The following is a 22,262-nucleotide window of genomic DNA, read 5'->3' as shown; positions in this document are numbered from 1 at the left end:
GGGCCTGTCGGCCCTTCGTTTTCAGCAGTCCGCAGGTCGGCCTTGTGGCGACCTATCGGGTGTCTGCGGCATTGCGTGGTTTCTGAAAATCCCGGACCGGGTTCGGAAGCCTCAGCGTGAGGGTGACGCGCTCGGTGCATCTGCCGGTAGCCTGGACGCAGTATTGGGTTGGGCGACGATGCTCAGCGGAGCCGTATCGCGGTCACCGAACGCAACGGCAAAACGGGGAAAGGCGACGGCGCTGAAGCGTCCGCTGCGTCTCGATGAAACAGGAAAAGCGATCACTTTGCTCAACATATGCATCAGCTTCATCCTTTTTTGGGTTACGCTCTGGGCAAGGGGTAGGCTTTGTCCTTGTAGAGCGCAGTAATCTGATCGGCTCCGAAGCGTCGTTCCTCGGTTTCAAGGATAGCGCCGGCCAGAAGTTCGGACGGCATTTCCTCCATAAGATAGCGCAACGCCTTTGCCGTGCTGTCAAAGCGGCGGTAGCGAACCGTGCGGAACCGCGTCGAGCGCTTGCCCGGATAAAGTTCTGCGCTGGCCGTATAATCAAATCCGTCGATGTTGGTTTTCATTGTGCTTTCTCCGGCGTCATTCGCCCTTGTCGGGTCGCACCCCGTCATAAAGGCGCTGCGCCGTCTGAACGGCTCTCAATTTACGCTCGCGATCCAGAAAGACCTGGCGAATGGCCGCAAATTGCCCGTTCTTTTCAGTGACCGAGATTGATCGGACCTTGCTCTCGGCAACCTCAAGAGGTGTCTTTATCACTGGCGTTTCACCTTGAAGGCCGGGGCCGAAAACTCAGCCCCGGCGAAATCGTCAGGAAACCTGCAGATTTACTGCTGATGCCTTGCCGTCACGGCCATTTTCCAGCTCATAGCTGACAGCCTGACCTTCGGCGAGACCCGAAAGACCGGCGCGCTCCACCGCTGAAATGTGGACGAAGGCGTCCTTGCTGCCGTCAGAAGGCGAGATAAAACCAAAGCCTTTGGTGGCATTGAAGAACTTAACGGTACCGTTGATCATGAAAGTGTCTTTTCGTGTGGCCCGGTCCAAAGCGGACATACGGGCATGTTTCCGGCCCGCAACACGCGGATCGGATCTAGAACGTTCGCAAAAAATCAGGAGATGTTCCTGCACCGGCGCGCCGGTGCAGGGAAAGCCAATGATCGACCGAAAACGTACTTCTATATATAGGTAACTGCGGTCCGATAAACAAGGGCCGACAGGATCAAGGCACGATCACACACTAAAGGACCGCCTGGATCCATGGGGCAGCACCATCGCATTGCCTGAAGTAGCGCCAGCCTCCCCTAATCCGGAAAAGCAAAAAGGGCCTTTCGGCCCTTTGATCTCAAGGCTTTCACGCCTTGGAATTTTTGGAGCGGGCGATGAGATTCGAACTCACGACCCTAACCTTGGCAAGGTTATGCTCTACCCCTGAGCTACGCCCGCACTCCAATCCCGGCCCGCCTCTTGGCGGCACCGCGATGGGCGCCTATATGCCCAACCGAAATGACAATTGCAACCCATATTTTTGCCCTTTGCCGCAACGGCGATGACGCGACACAAGACCGGCGATCGCTTTGGGCTTTTGCACCGGCGCCCACCTTGGTGTAAGGCTCGTCGCAAATATCGGCACGCAACCGAAGGGCCAGAAAAGGCAACACCCGATGGACCTCAATCTCAACGCACCACAGGCTCAGACCCACGAAGGGCTGATCATCGAATCCTCGACGGCACGCTTTCAGGCCGACGTGCTTGAGGCGTCCATGCAGCGCCCGGTCCTCGTCGATTTCTGGGCGCCCTGGTGCGGCCCCTGCAAGCAGCTGACCCCCGCATTGGAGAAAGTGGTCACATCTCTCGGCGGCAAGGTCGCGCTCGTTAAGATCAATGTCGACGAAAACCAGGCCCTTGCCGGACAGATGGGCGTACAGTCGATCCCTGCGGTCTTTGGCTTTGTCGGCGGCCGCCCGGCCGATGGTTTTATGGGTGCGCTACCGGAAAGCGAAGTCGCCCGTTTTGCTCAAAAGCTCCTCGACATGGCGGCCAAGGCCGGTATCGGAGGTCCGTCGGAAGAAGAAAGCCAGATCGCAGCCGCCATGGAAGCGGCCCAGGCGGCACTCGAGGCCGAAGATTTCGAGCGCGCCTACCAGATTTTTGCCACCGTATTGCGCCATGCTCCTGACAATCTCGATGCGCTGGTCGGTGTGGCTACCGTTCTGTTCCGGACCGGCGATCGCGACGGCGCTCGCGAAACGCTATCGATGCTGCCCGAGGACAAGAGCCACGCCGGCGCGGACGCGCTGGAAAAGGCCATGTCGCTTGAGCAGGAAGCCGAAAAGCTCGGCGATGCGACCCAGCTCGAAGCAGCGCTTGCGGCCGACCCCGATGACCATCAGGCCCGTTTCGACCTGGCGATGATTCGCAACGCCAAGGGCGACAGGCTTGCCGCTGTGCAGTCGTTGATCGCCATCATGGAGCGCGATCGCGAATGGCAAGACGATGGCGCGCGCAAGAAACTGCTCGAATTTTTCGAAGCCTGGGGGCCTAAGGATCCTGCGACGCTCAAGGGGCGTCGCATGTTGTCCGCGCTCCTGTTTCGCTAGGGCGAAACGGGCAACAAGATTGGACCTGGTCGTCTGGTTTCGTAAAATTCGGAACGGCTTCAGGACACAAGCAAGAGAGGATATGCCATGCGCCGCCCGGCCTCTATATCGGAACTGCCGGACATGCTCGCGCTCTTTCCCTTGAGCCGCGCCCTGCTCCTGCCCGGCTCGCACCGACCGCTCAACGTTTTCGAACCACGCTTCGTCGCGCTGGTCGATGATGCGTTGGCGGGAAACCGCATGATCGGCCTGATTCAGCCGCGCGACACTGCCGAGGAAGCACCGCGTGGCCAGGTGCCATTGGAAAAAGTGGGCTGCATCGGTCGCATCACCCATTTTGAGGAACAGGCCGAGGGCCGCTATTTCATAATTCTCGAAGGTGTTTGCCGCTTTGCGCCGATCGAGGAATTGACCACTGCGACGCCGTATCGGCAGGCCCGGATCGACACGTCCCAATTTTCCGCAGACTTTACCCCCGAGCTGGGCGAAGACGCCGTGGACCGCCCGCGCCTGCTCAAAGTGTTGCGGGCGCATGCCGAATTTTCCGACATCGAGGTCGACTGGGATGAAATCGAGGACATGGCGACCGGCGAACTGGTCGATCTTGCTGCCATGCTCGGCCCCTATGGTGCACCCGAAAAGCAGGCCCTGCTCGAAGCGCGCACCCTTGTCGAACGCGCGGAAACCCTGATGGCCCTGGCGGAAATCGAAATGGCGCGGGCCCGGTCGGGTGTCGTCTTGCAATGACATCCGACGACGCGCCGTCACCGGAGGGCAATCCACGCTACAGGGTCGATCCCCGCACTATCGAAATGCTGGTTTGTCCGGTCACCAAGACACGTTTGACCCTCTCTGCAGACGGAACGGAGCTGATCTCGATTGTCGCCCGCTACGCCTTTCCCATCCGCAAAGGTGTCCCATTGCTCGTGATCGATGCCGCGCGGCGCATCGATGAAGAAGAAGCTGAAGCGCTGCGCACCCGTCCCGGTCCCGACAACTAGATTCGAGACCTAGAGCGCGATGCCCTTGAGCAGCTTGGCGCCAGACGCACCTGCCGCCTGGGTCATGAAGCCATCCTTGAGCGGATCGATACGATCGACAAGCGAAAGGCCGAAATCACGCACAGCCCTGACAGGCGCAACATCGTTGGAAAACAGACGGTTGAGCCCATCCGTCGCCAGCGCCATAAGCGCGGTATCGGTGCGCCGTCGGCCCTCATAGCGCTCGAGCACCGCCATCGATCCCGGATCTTGGCCCAGCCTGATGGCATCGACCAGAACCTCGGCGAGAACCGCAACATCGCGCAATCCCAGATTGAGCCCCTGCCCCGCGAGGGGATGGATCACGTGAGCCGCATCGCCCACCAGTGCCAGCCGTGGGGCGGCGAGCCGATGAGCAAGAACCAGGTTCAGGGGAAAGCTTTGAACGGTTTCAACGATTTCGACCGGTCCAAGAACAGAGCCCATGGCCGATTCGATGCGATGCGCCAGATCACCGCGCGACATGGCCATAAGATCCTGCGCGGTCTCGGGTTTTTCGGTCCATACCAATGACGACTGGTTGCCCGCCAAAGGCAGCGAAGCAAAGGGGCCGGCGGGCCGGAAATGCTCATAGGCAACGTCATGATGCGGCTGGGCATGACTGATCGTCGTTACCAGCCCCGACTGACGATAGTCATGGGAAAGCGTCCTGATTCCAGCCAGGCCGCGCAGCATCGACCTGCCGCCATCGGCGGCCACGATCAACCCGGCCGAGAGGCTTCGCCCATCGTCGAGGGTAACCAGGCCATGCGCTGGCCCGGCACTGAAAGCGGAAACAGCACCTGGCTCGACAATGGTCACGTGGTCCTGAGCCGCTGCGATGAGGCTGGCGGCACTGGCTGTATTGGGCACCATGTGCGCAAAGGGTTTGCCCGGGACCCGTGGCCCGACAAAATCGAGAAGTACGGGGCGGCTGATATCGGCACGCCCCGAATCGGTGATTTTCATTTCCGCGATCGGATTGGCCGCTTGAGCCATACCATCCCAGACCCCGATAGCCGTAAACAGATGCCGCACGCCTGCCGCGATCGCCGAAGCCCGCGAATCCCTGGGCACCGTGAGGGCGCGCCGGTCAAGCAGGCCCACATTTATGCCGGGAACAAATCGCGCCAATGCGATGCCCAGCGAAAGGCCAACCGGCCCACCGCCGACAATCAGAACGTCGAACGATTGTACCTGATTGCTGCCTGCCATGATGCATGCTCCCGATCGTTTGGTCCGAGCATGCGTCTGCAGTCGCCATGACGCAAGGAAACGATTGCCGCACCGCTATCGGCATCCGTGCATTTAAATTCACCATTCGTTAAAAGATCGAACCAAACTTGCCTGTTTTTTAGGCATGCCGAATTGTGTCAGGAATTTGACGCCATCATCGGCCACGGAAAAATGCCTTATTCATCAAATGCTTAATCAGAAAAAAAGCAGGTTGGCACGGCTCTTGAGTCCATGTGTCCCGTGTCAGGTGCGGAATTCGGAAAGGAGCACCCATGAAACTGCTAATAGCCATTATTAAGCCATCGCGGCTCGAGGAGGTCCGTCAGGCCCTCAATTCGCTCGATGTGCACGGCATGACCGTAACAGAGGTCAAGGGGTATGGACGTCAGAAGGGTCACTCCGAGATCTACCGCGGTACTGAATACGCCGTTCACTTCCTCCCCAAGCTCAAGGTTGAGATCGCCGTTGACGCCGCTCAGATCGACGCGGTTGCCAGCGCCATCAAGGACTCCGCGCAGACGGGTCGTATCGGCGACGGCAAGATTTTCATTCTCGATCTCGAACAGGCCATCCGCATCCGTACCGGTGAAACCGGAACGGAAGCCCTCTGAGAGCCTGGCGTCCAACTAGGAGAAGGACAATCATGAATTTCAAGACAAGCAAATTGCTGGGTGCGGCGGCGCTAGCCTCCCTGCTCATTGCACTGCCCGCGCTGGGGCAGGACGCCGCGGCGGCCGAGGAAGTGGTCGAAACCGTGTCCGAGGGTGTCTCGGCCGACGTTGTGTTCATTCTCAATTCGTTCCTGATGATCTTCGGCGGCGTGCTGGTGATGTGGATGGCTGCCGGCTTTGCCATGCTCGAAGCCGGTCTGGTGCGCACCAAGAACGTATCGATGCAGCTTTTGAAGAACATTTCGCTCTTTGCGATCGCTGCGATCTTTTACTACCTCATCGGCTATAACCTGATGTATCCGCTCGGCAACTGGACCATCGGCTCCGATGATACCGGTGGATATCTGGGTGCCTTCGGTATTGGTATTCTCGAAGCTGTCGGCGTCACGGCCGATGGTGCAGACGATTTCGGGTATGCCGCGACCAGCTCGGACTTCTTCTTCCAGGTCATGTTCTGCGCCACCACAGCCTCGATCGTATCGGGCACGCTGGCTGAACGGATCAAGATCCTGCCGTTCCTGATCTTCACCGTCGTCCTGACGGGTCTGATCTACCCGATCCAGGCTTCCTGGAAGTGGGGCGGCGGCTTCCTCGATGCGATGGGCTTTCTCGATTTTGCCGGCTCGACCGTCGTTCACTCGGTCGGCGGCTGGGCTGCCCTGGCCGGCGCCATCCTGCTTGGTGCCCGCATCGGCAAGTACAACCCGGACGGCACCGTAAATGCGATGCCCGGGTCGTCCATGCCTCTGGCCACGCTCGGCACCTTCATCCTCTGGATGGGCTGGTTCGGGTTTAACGGCGCATCCCAGCTGGCGATGGGCTCGGTCGGCGACGTGGCCGACGTGGGCCGGATCATGGCAAACACCAATGCCGGTGCGGCCGGCGGCGCGATTGCCGCTCTGATCCTCACCGCAATCATCTACAAGAAGGTCGATCTGACCTTCGTGCTCAACGGGGCTCTTGCCGGCCTGGTTTCGGTTACCGCCGAGCCTCTGACCCCGGGCCTGGGCACTGCCTCGCTGATCGGTGCAGTCGGCGGCGTCATCGTCGTCTTTGCGGTCCCGCTCCTCGACAGGCTCAAGATCGACGACGTCGTCGGCGCCATTCCGGTGCATCTGCTGGCCGGCATCTGGGGCACCATCGCGGTTATCTTCACCAACTCCGATGCGAACCTTGGCGTTCAACTTCTCTCGATCATCGTGGTGGGCATCTTCACCTTCGTGGCCAGCTTCGTCGTGTGGCTGATCCTCAAGGCGACCATGGGCCTGCGGCCCACGGAAGATGACGAAGTTCTGGGGCTCGACAAGGCCGAAGTCGGCGTCGAAGCCTATCCCGAATTCCGGTAATCGAACCCCAAGGTCCGGGCGCAAGCCCGGGCCTTGCCCGCTGAAGACGGCATGCAGCCCATATCCCTCTTGACCCCACATCATAGAGGCCTTCCCACTCGCAAATGATATGGGCTGCATCCCCTCTTCAGCGCCTGCTGGCCCCGCCCGTCCCGGCGGGGCCTTGTTTTGGTGTCAAATTACCTCGATGCGCTAATCCAAGGTTAACCATGCACGACTAGGGTTGTCGCCAAATGGTATTGCGTAAACCGACCGGCCGCTCGATGACCCTGCATCCTTCTCCGCATCTGGACGACAGCCACCGCTCAACCCCGGTGCTTTCGATCACCATCCCCGTGCGAATCATCGGTATCGTGGTCGCGCTGGTCTGTGCACTGGCGCTCGTGGCCCTGGCATCCTGGTCGGTCGATGACCCGTCCTTTTCCTATGCCACCGACAAACCTGTCGAAAACTGGCTGGGCTTTGCCGGCGCGGCGATCGCCGATATCGGCTTTCAGCTTCTGGGGCTTGGCGCGCCGCTGTTGCTTTTGCCGCCGCTGTTGTGGTCCTGGTCGATGATCCGTCGCATCGTTCCCTCCTATCTCGGCCTGCGCCTGACGGGCTGGCTGCTTGGCACGGTGCTGGCAACGGGCATGTTTGCCTGCTTTCCTTCGCCGGAAAGCTGGCCCCTGCCGCTTGGTCTGGGCGGGTTTGTGGGCACCGGATTCACAAATCTGTTCATCACCCTGGCCGGCGATGCGCCGCAGGGCTGGGGCGCTATTCTTTATGCGGTTCTGCTTGGCATTCCCGCGCTTGGGCTGGTCTGGCTTTCGGCGCGGTCGCGGCCCGCATTCGAGAGCGATTTGCCGGTTCCGGCCAAGACCACTGCGCGCCGGAAGAAAGCCGCCGAGCCCGAGCCTGAAATTGACGACACACCCGATTCCAACGGGCTTTTCGATATTACGATCGGCTTTCTTGCCCATACCCTCTATGGTGCCCGGGCCGCGATAAAACGGGTTTTCCGCCGCAAGCCATCCGAGCAGATGCCGGCCCGCAACTGGCAAACCAATGATTTCGAACCCCAGCTCGACAAATCCATCCCATTTGATCGGCAACAATCAGATCCTGAACCCCAGTCCCCTCGCGATTGGGACGAAAGCGCCTACGACGATTATGAGGACGCACACGCGCCCGAAGCATCTCCTCGACGCGAGGCTGACGACATTGCCCGCATGATCGTCGAGCAACCTTCGGGGGGACGCGCCCGCGTGGCGGCGCCGGCTCCCCGTCCCGCCCCCTCCCCGCGCCAGATACGCGAGGCCCAGGCGTCATTTCTGCCAACCGACGGGTTCGAACTGCCGCCGCTCGAACTGCTCGCTGCTCCCAGCTCGACGCAGGTCCTGCCGGAGCACAATCCTGAAGCGCTCGAAGCCAATGCCAAGCGCCTCGAAGGCGTTCTGGAAGATTTTGGCGTCAAGGGCGATATCATCAATGTGCGTCCTGGCCCGGTTGTCACGCTCTACGAACTCGAACCTGCGCCGGGCATCAAATCGAGCCGCGTCATCTCGCTGGCCGACGACATTGCGCGCTCAATGAGCGCCATTTCCGCCCGTGTGGCCGTCGTCCCCGGCCGCAACGCCATCGGCATCGAATTGCCCAACAAGACGCGCGAAACCGTGTTTCTGCGCGAACTTCTGGCCTCCAACGATTTCGACAAGGCCAAGGCCAAGCTGCCCATCTGTCTGGGCAAGACCATTGGCGGCGAACCGATCATTGTCGATCTGGCGCGCATGCCCCATCTGCTCATCGCCGGCACCACCGGCTCGGGCAAGTCGGTCGGGATCAACACGATGATCCTTTCCCTGCTCTACAAGATGAGCCCGGAACAGTGCCGGCTCATCATGATCGACCCCAAGATGCTCGAGCTCTCGGTCTATGACGGCATTCCACACCTTTTGACCCCAGTCGTCACCGACCCCGCCAAGGCGGTCGTCGCCCTCAAATGGGCCGTCCGCGAGATGGAAGACCGCTACAAGAAGATGAGCAAGATCGGTGTGCGCAACATCGATGGGTTCAACGCCCGCGTTGCCGAATCGGCCGCCAAGGGGGAAGTGCTCACGCGCACCGTTCAGACCGGGTTTGATCGTGAAACCGGCGAAGCGATCTTTGAGAGCGAACAATTCGATCTCGAACCGCTCCCCTTCATCGTGGTCATTGTCGATGAAATGGCCGACCTGATGATGGTGGCGGGAAAGGACATCGAAGGCACGATCCAGCGGCTGGCCCAGATGGCGCGCGCCGCCGGCATCCACATCATCATGGCGACTCAACGCCCCTCGGTCGACGTGATCACCGGCACCATCAAGGCCAACTTCCCCACCCGCGTCTCGTTCCAGGTGACCTCCAAGATCGATTCGCGCACTATCCTGGGCGAGCAGGGGGCCGAGCAACTGCTTGGCAATGGCGACATGCTCTACATGGCCGGTGGCGGGCGCATAAAGCGACTCCATGGCGCCTTCGTGGCCGACAACGAAGTCGAGGACATCGTCGCCCATCTCAAGAGCCAGGGTACGCCCGAATATCTCGAATCGATAACCGCCGAGGACGATGACGGCCAGAGCAGCATCGACGAAGACGGCGGCTTCGGCGGATCGGGCGACGAGCTTTACGACAAGGCCGTCAACATCGTGCTCTCCGACAAGAAGGCATCGACCTCCTACATTCAGCGCCGACTTTCGGTGGGCTACAACAAGGCCGCGACACTGATCGAACGCATGGAGCACGAAGGCATCATTTCCCCTGCCAACCATGCGGGCAAACGCGAAGTGCTGATTGGCGACAACGCCGACGGCTACTAGGGTGTGTCCAGCACTCGACGCGATCGGGGATGGAAACGGTTTTGCGGTTCGGAAACGCGCCAAAACAAAGACTTGGAGGATTTTCGCGATACGGAGAAAAGCGGACATGCTCTGACCCCGACAAGGAACCTCACCGTCACACGATGAGTTTACCGCCCGGTCGTCCGGTTTCGCGCTCTTGCCGCAATTGGGATTTACCTCGACCATTCAAGGGGCAGACCCTTGTTGTACCGAAACGGAGTCCTGAAATGATTCGCATTGTCGCCGCACTCTTGACAGCAGGCATTTGCGCGCTCGCACTGGCCATGCCCGTCAATGCGCAGTCACGCGTTCTGACCCCGGATGAAGAGTTTCTCCTTCAAGAGATTTCGGCCCACAACACCGAAATTCGCACCATGGCTGGTCGCTTTGTCCAGATCGACAGCCAGGGCGGGCAAATCGAGGGCACATTCTGGCTCAAGCGCCCCGACATGGTGCGCTTCCGCTATGCCCCGCCAAGTCGGGAAGAGATCATTTCGCAGGGTCGCGGATTTTATGTCATCGACCGTCAGGAGCGCACCCAATACGCCTATCCGCAGGACAATGTGCCGCTGCGCCAGTTTCTCGGCGATGAGGTCAGCCTGATCAACTCCAACCTCTCCGACGTCGTGCTCTCGGAAACCCACGTATCGGTAATGATTGTTGATGAAAGCCCCATCGGTACCGTGCAGGTTTCGCTGATCTTTGATCGCGAGTCACTCGATCTCGTACAGTGGAGCCTAATAGAGCCCTCCGGAGTGGAAACCACGTTTTCGATTACCGAGACCGAAAAGGGCGTCGATATTCCCGATCAGTATTTCCGCATCGATCCCACCTACCGGTCGGTCAACGCGAACTGAGAGAGAATGGGCTCGGGGCTTTACCGCACCGGGTCGGGCCGTCATAAAGGCGTCACCCCTACCCGTCCTTCAGAGTCGCTTATGCCTTCGCTTGCCACCTGGAACATCAACTCGGTGCGGCTGCGCCTGCCCATCGTCCTCGATTTTCTCTCCCAGTACGGCCCTGATGTCCTGTGTCTGCAGGAGATCAAATGCATGAACGATCAGTTCCCCCGCTCAGCCCTCGCCGATGCCGGCTATCCCCACCAGGCCGTTCACGGGCAAAAAGGCTATCACGGGGTGGCCATACTTTCGAAACATCCCCTTGACGAAATCACGGCGCGCGGCTTTTGCGACATCCCTGACTGCCGCCACGTTTCGGCCCGGCTCGACTTCGGCAAAGGCCCGTTCACCGTACACAATTTCTACGTTCCCGCTGGCGGCGACGAGCCAAACCCCGAAATCAACCCCAAATTCCGCCACAAGCTCGACTTTCTGGCCGAGATGGAAGATTGGTTCGACGATCTGGTTTTCGACGAGCGCCAGCTGATTTGCGGCGATTTCAACGTGGCGCCCCATGAAAACGACGTCTGGAGCCATAAGCAGCTCCTCAAAGTGGTTTCCCATACGCCAGTCGAAACCGAAGCCCTCGACCGCCTGCTCTCCCGGCGCAATTGGGTCGATCTTGTGCGCCAGCACATACCGATCGAGGAAAAAGTCTATTCCTGGTGGAGCTACAGAGCCAAGGATTGGGACATGTCCGACCGCGGCCGCCGGCTCGATCACATATGGGCGACACGCGACATCGCGGCCCACGCAAAAGCAGCCCATATCCTGCGCCCGGCCCGCGGATGGTCGGAAAAACCCTCCGACCATGTGCCGGTAATCGTTGATTTCGCCTAGAGCGTATCCAGCAAAAGCATGTCCTCGACGCGATCGGGGATGGAAACGATTTTGCGGTTCGGACACGCGACAAAGCAAGGGTTTGGAGCCGAGGATTTGATTTAATCAAATCCTGAACGGCTCTAGATGTCAGTCTGAAAACCGCTCGCCCAGACGGGTAATGGAATCGAGATAGCGCGAAAGTTCGGCCCTGATTGTTGCCGCGACATCTTCGGCAAGTTCGGGATGGCTTCTCAGCAGTTTCAGAAAAGGTCCGCGCGGCACAAACAGTAATGTGCTCGATCGCGCCGCCCGGAGCGATGCGCCGCGCGGACGGGTCAGCATCAGGCCGAGCTCTCCCACCAGCGCAACGGGATCGATGCGAAACCGCCCACTGTCCTCAACTGGCGAGTCCGTTGTCTCAAGAGCGCCGGACACAAGGACATAGCCGCCGTCGGCAACATCACCTGCCGTATAGAGAACATCACCAGGAGAAAGCGAAACGTCTTCGCAAACGAACGCCAGAAGGCGCAGCTGTTCATCAGAAAAGCTGGAAAAAAAATCGAGTTCTGCCAACGCGGCCACTGCCGCCGCTTCGTCCATACATGCCCCCGGCGCGTTGAGGGCGTATGATTGGCATATATTACCGCGCGCGCAAAGACTTAGACCGATCTGGCCCCGAGGAAATCAGGGAACCAGCCGGTATCCGCCTTCTTCAGTGACCAAAAGACGTGCATTTGACGGGTCGCGTTCGATCTTTTGGCGCAAACGGTAGATATGGGTCTCGAGCGTATGGGTTGTGACGCGATTGTTGTATCCCCAGACTTCGGCGAGCAGGACATCGCGTGAAATGGTCTTGGCACCCTGCCGGTACAAGAATTTGAGGATCGAGGTTTCCTTGTCGGTCAGACGGATCTTCGAACCATCGCCATTTTCCAGTGTCTTGGCCGCAGGCTGGAAGCTGTAGGGCCCGATGGTGAAAACCACATCCTCGCTCTGATCGTGCTGGCGCAGCGCGGCACGCATGCGCGCCAGAAGCACCGAAAAGCGGAATGGCTTGGTGACATAGTCATTTGCACCGCTTTCAAGTCCAAGAATTTCGTCGGACTCGCTGTCCTGCCCCGTCAGCATGATGACCGGCGCCCTAAATCCGTCGCTGCGCATGATCTTGAGGGCTTCCCGGCCATCCATGTCGGGCAGGCCAACATCAAGCAGCATAAGATCGAAATGGCCCGCCCGGGCGGTTTCACGCGCTCCGGAGGCCGTTCCCGCTTCCGTGATGTCGAACTCGCGATAGGGTTCGAGCTGCCCCACCAATGCGGCCCGCAGATCGGTGTCGTCGTCGACGACCAGCAAACGGCGCTTGTTCATCAGCAAAACTCCCGCTTCTTTCCTGACAAGCGGCAAACACCTGTCTTTCGAAGTGACATACGATTCAATCTAGCTTGAGTGAGGCATTCGCCAATCACATGCGCGTTATCGAGCCCCGAAAAGCGCCGAACCCACCCGAACCTGCGTTGCTCCCATCAATATTGCCGTCTCGAAATCCGAACTCATCCCCATGGACAATTGAGAAACGCCGGCCTCTCTTGCCAAACGCGCCAGCTGCGCAAAATAGGGCCCTGGAGCGTCCTCGACCGGGGGAATACACATCAAACCAACGATATCGAGCCCATATTGATCCCTGCAGCGGGCAACGAAGGCGACTGTTTCCGATACCGCCACCCCCGCTTTTTGCGCTTCGCCCCCGATATTGACCTGCACGAAGCAAGGCAGATGCCGATTCTGTTTTTCCATCTCACCCGAGAGCACCCTGGCCAACTTGTCGCGGTCCACGCTTTCGATGACATCGAACAATCCAACCGCATCGCCCGCCTTGTTGGTCTGCAGCGGCCCAATCAGATGCAATACGATATCGCGATATGCCGATTTCAGGGCGGGCCATTTGCCCTGCGCCTCCTGGACACGGTTTTCACCGAAATGACGCTGTCCGGCCTCAATGACCGGAGCGATCGCCGAAGCATCGAAGGTCTTGGAAACGGCTACCAGATTGGCGCGAGCGCCCCCTTCAAGCCGCCCGGCGGCTCGATCCATGCGGGTCTTGATGTCCGCGAGCCGTTGGGCAGCGGTTTCCGGGGCGTTTGGGCTCATGGCAATGGTTGACCTTCCGGCGCTTTTCTGGTGATGGTCGCCTACCCAATTTCTCATCTCTTCTCAAGTATAGGGCGGCCACCGGTACTTTCTATGGCAAACGCTTCCGAGCGCTACAATCCGCGCGAACAAGAACCTCATTGGCAAAAGGTCTGGGCGGAGAACAAAACCTTCGAAACGTCCAACGACGATCCGCGTGAGCCCTACTATGTGCTCGAGATGTTTCCCTACCCCTCGGGCCGCATCCATGTCGGCCATGTGCGCAACTACACCATGGGCGACGTGGTTGCACGGTTCCAGCGGGCCAAGGGTAAAAAAGTCCTCCACCCAATGGGTTGGGATGCGTTCGGCATGCCCGCCGAAAACGCGGCGATGGCCAACAAGGTCCACCCGCGCGAGTGGACCTATGACAATATCGCGGCAATGCGCAAGCAATTGCAATCTATGGGTTTTTCGCTCGACTGGAGCAGGGAATTTGCGACCTGTGACGAACAATATTACCACCGCCAGCAAATGCTGTTCATCGATATGCTTGAAGCGGGTCTGGTCACGCGCAAGTCTTCCAAGGTCAACTGGGACCCCGTCGACCATACGGTTCTGGCCAACGAACAGGTGATCGACGGCCGCGGTTGGCGCTCGGGCGCGCTGGTCGAACAGCGCGAATTGACCCAGTGGTTCTTCAAGATTTCCGATTTTGCCGAAGATCTGCTCTCCGCGATCGACGGCCTGACCGATTGGCCCGAAAAAGTCCGACTGATGCAGCGCAACTGGATCGGACGATCCGAAGGGCTGCGCATCCTGTTTGGCGTCGCTTCGGGTGATGCGGGTCAGGACAGCGTCGAGATTTTTACCACGCGGCCCGATACGCTGTTTGGCGCTTCCTTTGTTGCCCTTTCGCCCGACCACCCCATGGCTGCCCATCTGGCCCAGTCCGATCCGGCTCTGGCCGAATTCATCGCCGAGTGTCACCGCATGGGCACCTCGGCCGAAGTGATCGAAACTGCCGAAAAGCGGGGCTATCGCACGACAATTACCGTGACCCATCCGGTAATAGAAGGCGCAACCCTGCCCGTCTATGTCGCCAATTTCGTCTTGATGGATTACGGCACGGGCGCAATTTTCGGCTGTCCGGCCCATGACCAGCGCGACCTCGATTTTGCCCGCAAATACGACCTCCCGGTCATCCCCGTCGTTTTGCCGCCAAACACGGATGCCGAGGTGTTTTCCGTTGAAGATGAAGCCTATACCGGTCCCGGGGTCGCTTTTAATTCCGGATTTCTCGACGGTATGGATGTCGACGCCGCCAAGGATGCGATCGCCCGCTTTCTGGAAACCGAAAAGGTCGAAGGCAAGCCTCAGGGTGTCCGCCAGGTCAATTATCGCCTGCGCGACTGGGGCATCTCGCGTCAGCGCTACTGGGGTTGCCCGATCCCTGTCATCCATTGCGACACCTGCGGCATCGTTCCCGTGCCCAAGGATCAATTGCCGGTCCGTCTGCCGGCCGATGTCGAGTTCGACACGCCGGGTAATCCGCTGGACCGCCACCCGAGCTTCAAATACGTCGATTGCCCATCATGCGGCTCCAAGGCGCGCCGGGAAACCGACACGATGGATACATTTGTCGATTCCTCGTGGTATTTCGCTCGCTTTACAGCACCGCACGCCGACAATCCGACGATTCCGGAGATGGCCAACGAATGGCTGCCGGTCGATCAGTACATCGGCGGCATCGAACACGCCATTTTGCACCTGCTGTATTCGCGCTTTTTCGCCCGCGCCATGAGCCAGACAGGCCACATGGATGTCGATGAGCCCTTCAAGGGCCTGTTCACCCAGGGCATGGTGACTCACGAGACCTACAAGGACGCCCAGGGCAATTGGGTGCCGCCTACCGAAGTCATGGTGCAGGCATCCGATGGCCAGCGCGTGGCAACCTCTTCGGTGACCGGCGAGCCTGTGGTCATCGGCTCGATCGAAAAGATGAGTAAATCCAAGCGCAACGTCATCGATCCCGACGATATGATCGCCACGTATGGCGCCGATACGGTGCGCTGGTTCGTGCTTTCCGATTCGCCACCCGAACGCGACGTGCAGTGGACCGAAGCGGGCATCGAGGGTGCTTGGCGCTTTACTCAACGGGCCTACAAGCTGGTCGTCGAGGCGCGCGAGCTGCTTTCGCTCGACCCGGCCATAATCGACGGTGAGGAGCCGCACACTGTCGAAATCCTCAAGGCCGCCCATAAGGCCACGGCCCTGATCGAGGCCGATCTGGCGGGGCTGCGGTTCAATCGCGCCGTCGCCCAGATCTACGAGCTGGCCAATGCGATTCAGAAGTTCATTCCGGCCGTGAGCAGATCACCCTCTCTGGCCAATATCACTGCGCTGCGCACGGCCATCGAACGCTTCGTGCAGTTCATCGCTCCCATGATGCCTCATCTGGCCGAAAGCTGTTGGGCCAATCTGGGTCATCAGACGATGATCTGCGACACGCCCTGGCCGGAAGCCGACCCGGACTATCTTGTTGATGACACGGTTGTTTTGGCAGTTCAGGTCAACGGCAAACGGCGTGGTGAGATCGAAATGCCCAAAGACGCGCCTTCGGCCCAGGCCGAAGCTGCGGCCTTGTCACTGGACGCGGTTGTCCGCATTCTCGAAGGCAATCCACCCCGAAAGGTGATCGTCGTGCCCAACAGGATCGTCAATGTGGTTTGCTAGAGGTCTTCGTGCCTTGTGCCTTGGTGCTGCCCTAACAGCGGCCGCCTCTTTGGCCGGCTGCACACTGACGCCGATTTACGGCGGTGCGAACGCGGCGAACGCGAGCCTCGCCCTGAGCTATGCGGAACCGGAAACGCGCCTGGAGCAAGTGGTTTATCGCACGCTTTCGGATCGACTTGGGCCGAACGTCGCGGGCGCACCGCAGTTTTCTGCCCAGGTTTCGTCCAACACCACGCGCATTGGCCTATCCAGTATATCGGGGCCAATAGCGGAAAATCAGCTCACGATCACAATAACTTATCTCGTAGTCGACGATGGCATGAGCGTCGCCGGCGGCACGCGCTCGGCCACCACCGGCTATCGCACGACGGGCCAAAGCATCGCCGATGATGCCGCTCGGACGGCAGCGGAAGAACAGGCGGCAAAGGCAGCAGCAGAAACTGTTCGTCTGGCTTTACTGGCCGTCCTGCAGGCACGATGAGCGCACTCAAGGGGCGCGACATCGAGAAGTTTCTCGCGCGCCCCGACCTGACCTCGGGCCTTGTACTGGTTTATGGTCCCGATACCGGTCTGGTCAGCGAGAATGCGGCGCGGCTGGTCAAGTATTTCGCCGGCGATCCGCCAGATCCCGAAAGCCTGTCGCAATTGCATATGAGCGAGATCGACGCCGATCCCCAAAGACTGGGTATTCTGGCGCGCAGCCCATCCTTGTTTGGCGGTCAGACCACTATTCGCATTCGCGCGGCGACAAACAAACTGGCGCCCACCCTTGTCGAACTCCTCGACGAAGGAGCCCAGGCCCTCTTCGTCGTGGAAGGCGCGGATCTAAAGCCCTCCGACGCCCTGCGCAAGCATGCCGAAGCGCGCAAAGATGCCAGGGCATTGCCCTGTTATGCCGACACCGGCCAGACTATCGATACATTGATCCGCGAAACATTTGCCGCGGCCAATATTGCGCTGGAGGCCGATCTGGCGCCGATGCTGCGCGACATGCTTGGCAACGACCGCCAGGTAACGCGCAGCGAACTGCAAAAACTCGTTCTTTATGCCGGGGATGGTGGCAGGTTGACCCGGGACGACGTCATGCGATTGTGCGGTGATAACGCGGCCCTGGCCATCGATGCTGTCGTCGATTCCATCGCCACCGGCCACGCCCGTCGCTTCGACGATGCCATGACGCGCGCGGCGGCCGCCGGAACCGACGCACAGCGCCTGCTGATCGTCGCAATGCAGCATTTTTCGAGGCTGCGTGCCATGCGTGCTGAAATCGATGCCGGAGCAAGCGTCGACCAGATCGTCAGCCGGGCAACGCCACGCATCCATTTTTCGCGCAAGGCCGGTTTCGAGCAACAGCTCAGGCTCTGGAACGATGATGGGCTGGCGGCAGCCTGCAATCGTCTGGCCGCCGCCATCCTCGACAGCCGCAAATCGGGGCCACTGGCCCCGGCCATAGGCCGCCAGGCGCTGCTTGCCATATGCATGGCCGCGGCCAGACGATAGAACCTGTCGAGCAAAAACCTGTCCTCGACGCCATCGCGCATGGAATCGGTTGTGCGGCTCGGATACGGGACAAAACAAAATTCTAGAGTCGGCGATCCGAGCTATTATGTCCAGAATGGATCAAGAGATATCAGCAACTTAGGCAAATGTTTCACGTGCAACGCCGCTCAATGCGGCATGAGGCGCGCGCAAATTCCGTCGAGCTGCTCAAGCGTTTTGTAGCGGATTTCCAGTTTGCCGCCACGATCCTTGTGATCGAGCGTCACCGAAAGGCCCAAGGCGTCCGACAGCTGCTTTTCCAGGGCCAGTGTGTCCGCATCTTTCGACGCCGGCCGCTTTTCGCCGGCCGGTTGCGGCCGACGCGCTTCCGCCCCCTGCTGATGCAACGCTTCGGCCTCGCGCACCGACAGCCCGGCGTCAACGATTCGGCGTGCCAAAGCCAATGGATCATCCGAGGTAATCAACGTTCTGGCATGCCCCGCGGTAAGCTCGCCGCGCTCGAGCATGTGCTGGACCTCGTCGGGCAGCCGCAACAACCTGAGCGTGTTGGCAACATGGGAGCGGGACTTGCCAATGACGTGCGCCAGATCGTTTTGGGTATAGTCGAACTGTTCGATCAGCTGCCCATAGCCTTGGGCTTCTTCAAGCGGATTGAGGTCGGCGCGCTGGACGTTTTCGATGATTGCCAGCTCAAGCGCTTCCTTGTCATCGACCTCACGGATGATGACGGGAACCTCGTGCAGTCCTGCGCGCTGCGCCGCGCGCCAGCGCCGCTCTCCCGCGATGATTTCAAAGACATCGGGCCCCTGATCGCTCGGGCGCACCAGAAGCGGCTGCATTACGCCTTTTTCACGGATCGAATTGGTCAGATCCTCAAGCAGCTCGGCGTCGAAATCCTTACGCGGATTGGCCCGGTTGGCAATTATGAATTCGACGGGCAGCCGGCGGGTGCCTGTGGAGGCTTCTGCCTGGCGGGGCGCCGCTTCAAGAGGCTGCATATCGCCGATCAGAGCGGCCAGACCGCGGCCGAGACGAGTGGGTTTATCGTTCATGGTCTTCTCCATCAGGCCGCCCGCAACTGGCGTTCGCGCTTGATTACTTCGGTGGCCAATCGAAGATAGGCCTGACTTCCGGCGCATTTAAGGTCATACAGCAAAGCCGGCTTACCATAGCTGGGCGCCTCGGAAAGCCGCACATTGCGGGGAATGACGGTGTCGTAGACCAGCGTTCCCATATGCTCGCGCACATCGCTGAGCACCTGCTCGGACAGATTGTTGCGTTTGTCGAACATGGTCATCACCACGCCCTGGATCGACAGGCGCGGATTGAGTGTCGAGCGGATTTGCTCAATGGTTTGAAGCAATTGGCTCAGACCCTCCAGCGCGAAAAATTCGCACTGTAACGGCACAAGCACCGCGTCGGCAGCGGTGAGCGCGTTGATGGTGAGCAGATTCAGCGACGGCGGGCAGTCGATCAGCACATAGGTGATCGGCTTGTTATCGATGGTCACTTCGGCAACGTTATCCAATGCCGACTTCAAACGAAAGGCCCGATCCCGCTCGGCGGCGATCGTCAATTCCACACCCAGCAGATCCATGGTCGAGGGAACGATCGCGACGTTGGGTACATTGGTAAGCACCGCCGCGTCCTTGACGGTCGATTCGTTGAGCAGCAGGTCATAGGACGAGCGTTCACGCTGCTGGCGGCCGAGCCCAAGCCCGGTGGAGGCATTGCCCTGCGGATCGAGATCGACGATCAGAACACGCTCGCCAATCGCGGCGAGGGCAGTTGCAAGGTTAATGGCCGTCGTCGTCTTGCCGACACCACCCTTTTGATTGGCGAGTGTAATGATACGCGGATGCATCTGACCTCCGAAACCGTCACGGCTTCAAACACTTAGGTTAGGTGCGAGGCCTCAGATGGGAAAACTCGAGCAGAACGCCGTCTTTGTCCGTCGCACTTTGATGCTTTAACACATCGTAAACCCAATCTGAATCCGCTGATTTCAGTTCTTCCCCATTTTCGCGCCCTTTATGCAGAATGGCGCGGCTTTGCGGGCTCCAAAAACGGTGGATATAGGTCAAGAGCAAGGGTAAGGGCGCCAGGGCCCGGGAGGTAAAAAGATCCACTACCCCAACAATTTCGGGCGGAACCGCCTCTATTCTGGCAGTATGAACTGTTATCGGCAGGTCAAATTCGCGCGCCGTGGCCCGCAGGAACGCACATTTTCGTGTGTTGGATTCGATCAGATGCATGGAAAAATCGACGTCCTGCAACGCGATGGCCAGGGGAATCGCGGGAAAACCCCCGCCGCTGCCGATATCGAGAATGCGCAATGGCCCGGAAATTGGGCCGATCAGCGGCAAAATCTGAAGCGAATCAAGGATATGGCGCGACCACAGATCCCCCGGTGTTTCACGTGAAACCAGATTCTGAACCTTCTGCCAGCGCAAAAGATGGTCCGAAAATCTATGGAGTTGAGTGAAAGTGGCCTCAACATTGCCGAACATTGACGCACCGTGGCGCTCAAGGTCCGCCAAGCGCTGCGAATCACCGGTCATGACGCCTTCCGGTCGATACGGCCACGACGGATAACCGCCAGGACCAATGTCAGTGCCGCCGGAGTCACGCCCTCGATGCGCTGGGCCTGGGCGATGGTTTGGGGACGAGCCGCAATGAGCTTTTGCTTCATTTCGTTCGACAGCCCGGGCAGGAGGCTGTAATCGAGCCATTCGGGAATTGCACGCGCTTCGTCTCGCTTTACGGCCTCAACGTCCGCCTTCTGGCGCTCCAGATAGACAGCATATTGCGCGTCGATGGCCACCTGCTCATAAGTCTTTGATTCCATGTCTGAAATCTCAGGCCATACGGCTTCAAGATCTTGCCGCGTGGTGGTTGGGTAGCTCATCAGTTCAAAGGCGGTACGCCGCACGCCATCCGCATTGACGTTCACGCCGACTTTGCGCGCTTCGGTCGGGGTTACCCATAGGGAATGCAAAAGCGCCTTGGCTCCGTCCAGCCGCTCCATACGGGCGCGGAAATGCTGCTCACGCTCTTTGGAGACGATGCCGGTGTCTATTCCAAGCTGCGTCAGGCGCTGGTCGGCGTTGTCGACCCTCAGCTGCAGACGGAACTCGGCGCGCGAGGTGAACATGCGATAAGGCTCGGTCACCCCGCGGGAAATCAGATCGTCGATCATGACGCCAAGATAGGAATTGGTGCGCGAGAGGATGAGTGGGATGCGCCCGAGCGCGGCCAATGCAGCGTTGGCACCGGCCAAAAGGCCCTGCGCGGCAGCCTCTTCATAGCCCGTCGTGCCATTGATCTGACCTGCCAGGTAAAGCCCCGGCAGGGCGCGCAGCATGAGGCTTGGCGCCAGTTCCCGCGGATCAACGTGATCATATTCGATGGCATAGCCGGGACGCTTGATCACCACATTTTCAAGCCCTGGCATGGCCTGCAGGAATTTCAGCTGCACATCGGCCGGCAGGGACGTCGAAAGGCCATTGGGATAGATCGTGGGATCGTCGAGCCCCTCGGGCTCGAGGAAAACCAGATGACTGTCTTTGTCGGCAAAGCGTACGATCTTGTCTTCGATCGAAGGGCAATAGCGCGGCCCGCGCGACTGGATTCGTCCCGAATACATCGCTGATTTTGAAAGATTATCGGCGATGATCCGATGCGCCTCGGGTGTCGTGCGGGTTTCAAAACACGAAATCTGCCGGGTTGTGATGGCGTCGGTCAGTGCTGAAAACGGCTCGGGCGGTTCGTCGCCAAGCTGTTCGTTCAGCACCGAGAAATCTATGGTGTTGGCATCGAGCCGCGGCGGCGTGCCGGTCTTGAGGCGGCCCAGCTTGAGCCCGAGCGCTTCAAGACGGACCGAAAGGCCCAGAACCGGCTTTTCCCCGGCCCGGCCCGCCGGAATGGTTTCCTCACCACGATGGATAAGACCGCGCAGGAATGTGCCGGTCGTCAGAACCACGGCTCTGGTCGAAATCTGGCGACCGTCGAGCAGAACGACGCCGCTGACCACGCCATCGGTCACCATGAGATCGTCGACTTCGCCTTCGATAATGTCGAGATTGGGCGTTGCGGACAGTTCGGCCTGCATGGCCTCGCGATAAAGCTTGCGGTCCTGCTGCGCACGGGGCCCACGCACGGCCGGACCTTTTCGGCGATTGAGCACACGGAACTGAATGCCGCCCTTGTCGGCGATGCGGCCCATGACCCCATCGAGGGCGTCGATCTCGCGGACCAGATGGCCTTTGCCTAGACCACCGATTGCCGGATTACAGCTCATTTCACCAATGGTTGCGAACCGATGCGTGACCAGCGCGGTTGCCACCCCCAGGCGTGCCGAAGCGGCGGCCGCTTCCGCTCCCGCGTGTCCCCCGCCAACGATGATGACGCCATAGTCAGTCATGATTGCACTCTCGATG

The 22,262-nt window shown here is 59.6% G+C and carries 22 protein-coding genes and 1 tRNA gene; 11 read left to right on the top strand and 12 right to left on the bottom strand.

Going from position 1 to position 22,262, the window contains the following annotated elements; translation table 11 throughout:
* Positions 1 to 323: 323 nt before the first annotated feature.
* From V6617_RS00560 to V6617_RS00545, 4 genes are all read right to left on the bottom strand, one after another.
* Positions 324 to 575, bottom strand: a complete 252-nt coding sequence (locus V6617_RS00560) for a hypothetical protein (protein ID WP_338608425.1) — start codon at positions 573 to 575, stop codon at positions 324 to 326.
* Positions 576 to 591: 16 nt separating this feature from the next.
* Positions 592 to 768, bottom strand: coding sequence for a hypothetical protein (locus tag V6617_RS00555; RefSeq protein WP_338608424.1), 177 nt, complete (start codon positions 766 to 768; stop codon positions 592 to 594).
* Positions 769 to 819: 51 nt separating this feature from the next.
* Complete coding sequence (locus V6617_RS00550; RefSeq protein ID WP_338608423.1) at positions 820 to 1,026, bottom strand: cold-shock protein; 207 nt, start codon at positions 1,024 to 1,026, stop codon at positions 820 to 822.
* A 354-nt stretch (positions 1,027 to 1,380) separates the two neighbouring features.
* Positions 1,381 to 1,455: transfer RNA gene (locus tag V6617_RS00545), tRNA-Gly, on the bottom strand.
* Between the two features lie 218 nt (positions 1,456 to 1,673).
* Here V6617_RS00545 and V6617_RS00540 point away from each other — a divergent pair.
* The 3 genes from V6617_RS00540 to V6617_RS00530 all read left to right on the top strand — a co-directional run bounded on the left by V6617_RS00540 (position 1,674) and on the right by V6617_RS00530 (position 3,610).
* Entirely contained in the window at positions 1,674 to 2,609 is a 936-nt protein-coding gene (locus tag V6617_RS00540; protein ID WP_338608422.1) for a co-chaperone YbbN, read from the top strand.
* An 87-nt stretch (positions 2,610 to 2,696) separates the two neighbouring features.
* Positions 2,697 to 3,356: an LON peptidase substrate-binding domain-containing protein gene (locus V6617_RS00535; RefSeq protein ID WP_338608421.1), complete on the top strand. Its 660-nt coding sequence runs from the start codon at positions 2,697 to 2,699 to the stop codon at positions 3,354 to 3,356.
* Entirely contained in the window at positions 3,353 to 3,610 is a 258-nt protein-coding gene (locus V6617_RS00530) for a Trm112 family protein (protein WP_338608420.1), read from the top strand. The genes V6617_RS00535 and V6617_RS00530 overlap by 4 nt, the downstream gene beginning before the upstream one ends.
* A gap of 9 nt (positions 3,611 to 3,619) precedes the next feature.
* On the opposite strand, the gene V6617_RS00525 is transcribed toward V6617_RS00530, so the two are convergent.
* Positions 3,620 to 4,843, bottom strand: coding sequence for an FAD-dependent monooxygenase (locus V6617_RS00525; protein ID WP_338608419.1), 1,224 nt, complete (start codon positions 4,841 to 4,843; stop codon positions 3,620 to 3,622).
* A gap of 293 nt (positions 4,844 to 5,136) precedes the next feature.
* Here V6617_RS00525 and V6617_RS00520 point away from each other — a divergent pair, with 293 nt between their 5' ends.
* The 5 genes from V6617_RS00520 to xth all read left to right on the top strand — a co-directional run bounded on the left by V6617_RS00520 (position 5,137) and on the right by xth (position 11,478).
* Positions 5,137 to 5,475 carry a P-II family nitrogen regulator gene (locus V6617_RS00520; protein ID WP_338608418.1) on the top strand — a complete coding sequence of 113 codons (339 nt, stop codon included), beginning with the start codon at positions 5,137 to 5,139 and terminating at the stop codon, positions 5,473 to 5,475.
* 32 nt (positions 5,476 to 5,507) lie between these two features.
* Entirely contained in the window at positions 5,508 to 6,881 is a 1,374-nt protein-coding gene (locus tag V6617_RS00515; RefSeq protein WP_338608417.1) for an ammonium transporter, read from the top strand.
* Positions 6,882 to 7,114: 233 nt separating this feature from the next.
* On the top strand, positions 7,115 to 9,718 hold the full coding sequence (locus V6617_RS00510) for a DNA translocase FtsK (protein WP_338608416.1): 2,604 nt from the start codon (positions 7,115 to 7,117) through the stop codon (positions 9,716 to 9,718).
* Positions 9,719 to 9,966: 248 nt separating this feature from the next.
* On the top strand, positions 9,967 to 10,596 hold the full coding sequence (locus tag V6617_RS00505) for a LolA family protein (RefSeq protein WP_338608415.1): 630 nt from the start codon (positions 9,967 to 9,969) through the stop codon (positions 10,594 to 10,596).
* A gap of 81 nt (positions 10,597 to 10,677) precedes the next feature.
* Positions 10,678 to 11,478: an exodeoxyribonuclease III gene (gene xth, locus V6617_RS00500; protein ID WP_338608414.1), complete on the top strand. Its 801-nt coding sequence runs from the start codon at positions 10,678 to 10,680 to the stop codon at positions 11,476 to 11,478.
* 129 nt (positions 11,479 to 11,607) lie between these two features.
* On the opposite strand, the gene V6617_RS00495 is transcribed toward xth, so the two are convergent.
* From V6617_RS00495 to V6617_RS00485, 3 genes are all read right to left on the bottom strand, one after another.
* Positions 11,608 to 12,060: a Crp/Fnr family transcriptional regulator gene (locus V6617_RS00495; protein ID WP_338608413.1), complete on the bottom strand. Its 453-nt coding sequence runs from the start codon at positions 12,058 to 12,060 to the stop codon at positions 11,608 to 11,610.
* An 84-nt stretch (positions 12,061 to 12,144) separates the two neighbouring features.
* Positions 12,145 to 12,828, bottom strand: a complete 684-nt coding sequence (locus tag V6617_RS00490; protein WP_338608412.1) for a response regulator transcription factor — start codon at positions 12,826 to 12,828, stop codon at positions 12,145 to 12,147.
* 105 nt (positions 12,829 to 12,933) lie between these two features.
* A complete protein-coding gene (locus V6617_RS00485) occupies positions 12,934 to 13,608 on the bottom strand; it encodes a YggS family pyridoxal phosphate-dependent enzyme (RefSeq protein ID WP_338608411.1) in 675 nt (224 codons plus the stop codon).
* A gap of 93 nt (positions 13,609 to 13,701) precedes the next feature.
* Between V6617_RS00485 and leuS the strand changes: the two genes are divergently transcribed.
* From leuS to holA, 3 genes are read left to right on the top strand one after another with little or no spacing between them, the layout of a single operon-like run.
* Entirely contained in the window at positions 13,702 to 16,323 is a 2,622-nt protein-coding gene (leuS, locus tag V6617_RS00480) for a leucine--tRNA ligase (protein ID WP_338608410.1), read from the top strand.
* Between the two features lie 49 nt (positions 16,324 to 16,372).
* A complete protein-coding gene (gene lptE, locus V6617_RS00475) occupies positions 16,373 to 16,804 on the top strand; it encodes an LPS assembly lipoprotein LptE (RefSeq protein WP_338608409.1) in 432 nt (143 codons plus the stop codon).
* Positions 16,801 to 17,823, top strand: coding sequence for a DNA polymerase III subunit delta (holA, locus tag V6617_RS00470; protein ID WP_338608408.1), 1,023 nt, complete (start codon positions 16,801 to 16,803; stop codon positions 17,821 to 17,823). The genes lptE and holA overlap by 4 nt, the downstream gene beginning before the upstream one ends.
* Before the next feature lie 167 nt (positions 17,824 to 17,990).
* On the opposite strand, the gene V6617_RS00465 is transcribed toward holA, so the two are convergent.
* Genes V6617_RS00465 through mnmG form a run of 4 tightly spaced genes read right to left on the bottom strand, consistent with a single transcriptional unit; the run spans position 17,991 to position 22,246 of the window.
* Positions 17,991 to 18,875 (bottom strand): ParB/RepB/Spo0J family partition protein, encoded by an 885-nt coding sequence (locus V6617_RS00465; protein WP_338610776.1) that lies wholly within the window; start codon positions 18,873 to 18,875, stop codon positions 17,991 to 17,993.
* A gap of 11 nt (positions 18,876 to 18,886) precedes the next feature.
* Positions 18,887 to 19,687, bottom strand: a complete 801-nt coding sequence (locus V6617_RS00460) for a ParA family protein (protein WP_338608407.1) — start codon at positions 19,685 to 19,687, stop codon at positions 18,887 to 18,889.
* Between the two features lie 37 nt (positions 19,688 to 19,724).
* Positions 19,725 to 20,384 carry a 16S rRNA (guanine(527)-N(7))-methyltransferase RsmG gene (gene rsmG, locus V6617_RS00455; protein ID WP_338608406.1) on the bottom strand — a complete coding sequence of 220 codons (660 nt, stop codon included), beginning with the start codon at positions 20,382 to 20,384 and terminating at the stop codon, positions 19,725 to 19,727.
* A complete protein-coding gene (mnmG, locus tag V6617_RS00450) occupies positions 20,381 to 22,246 on the bottom strand; it encodes a tRNA uridine-5-carboxymethylaminomethyl(34) synthesis enzyme MnmG (protein ID WP_338608405.1) in 1,866 nt (621 codons plus the stop codon). The genes rsmG and mnmG overlap by 4 nt, the downstream gene beginning before the upstream one ends.
* Positions 22,247 to 22,262 lie beyond the last annotated feature (16 nt).

The organism is Pelagibacterium nitratireducens, assembly GCF_037044555.1.
Taxonomy (GTDB): Bacteria; Pseudomonadota; Alphaproteobacteria; order Rhizobiales; family Devosiaceae; genus Pelagibacterium; species Pelagibacterium nitratireducens.
This window is presented reverse-complemented; position numbering and strand designations above follow the sequence as displayed.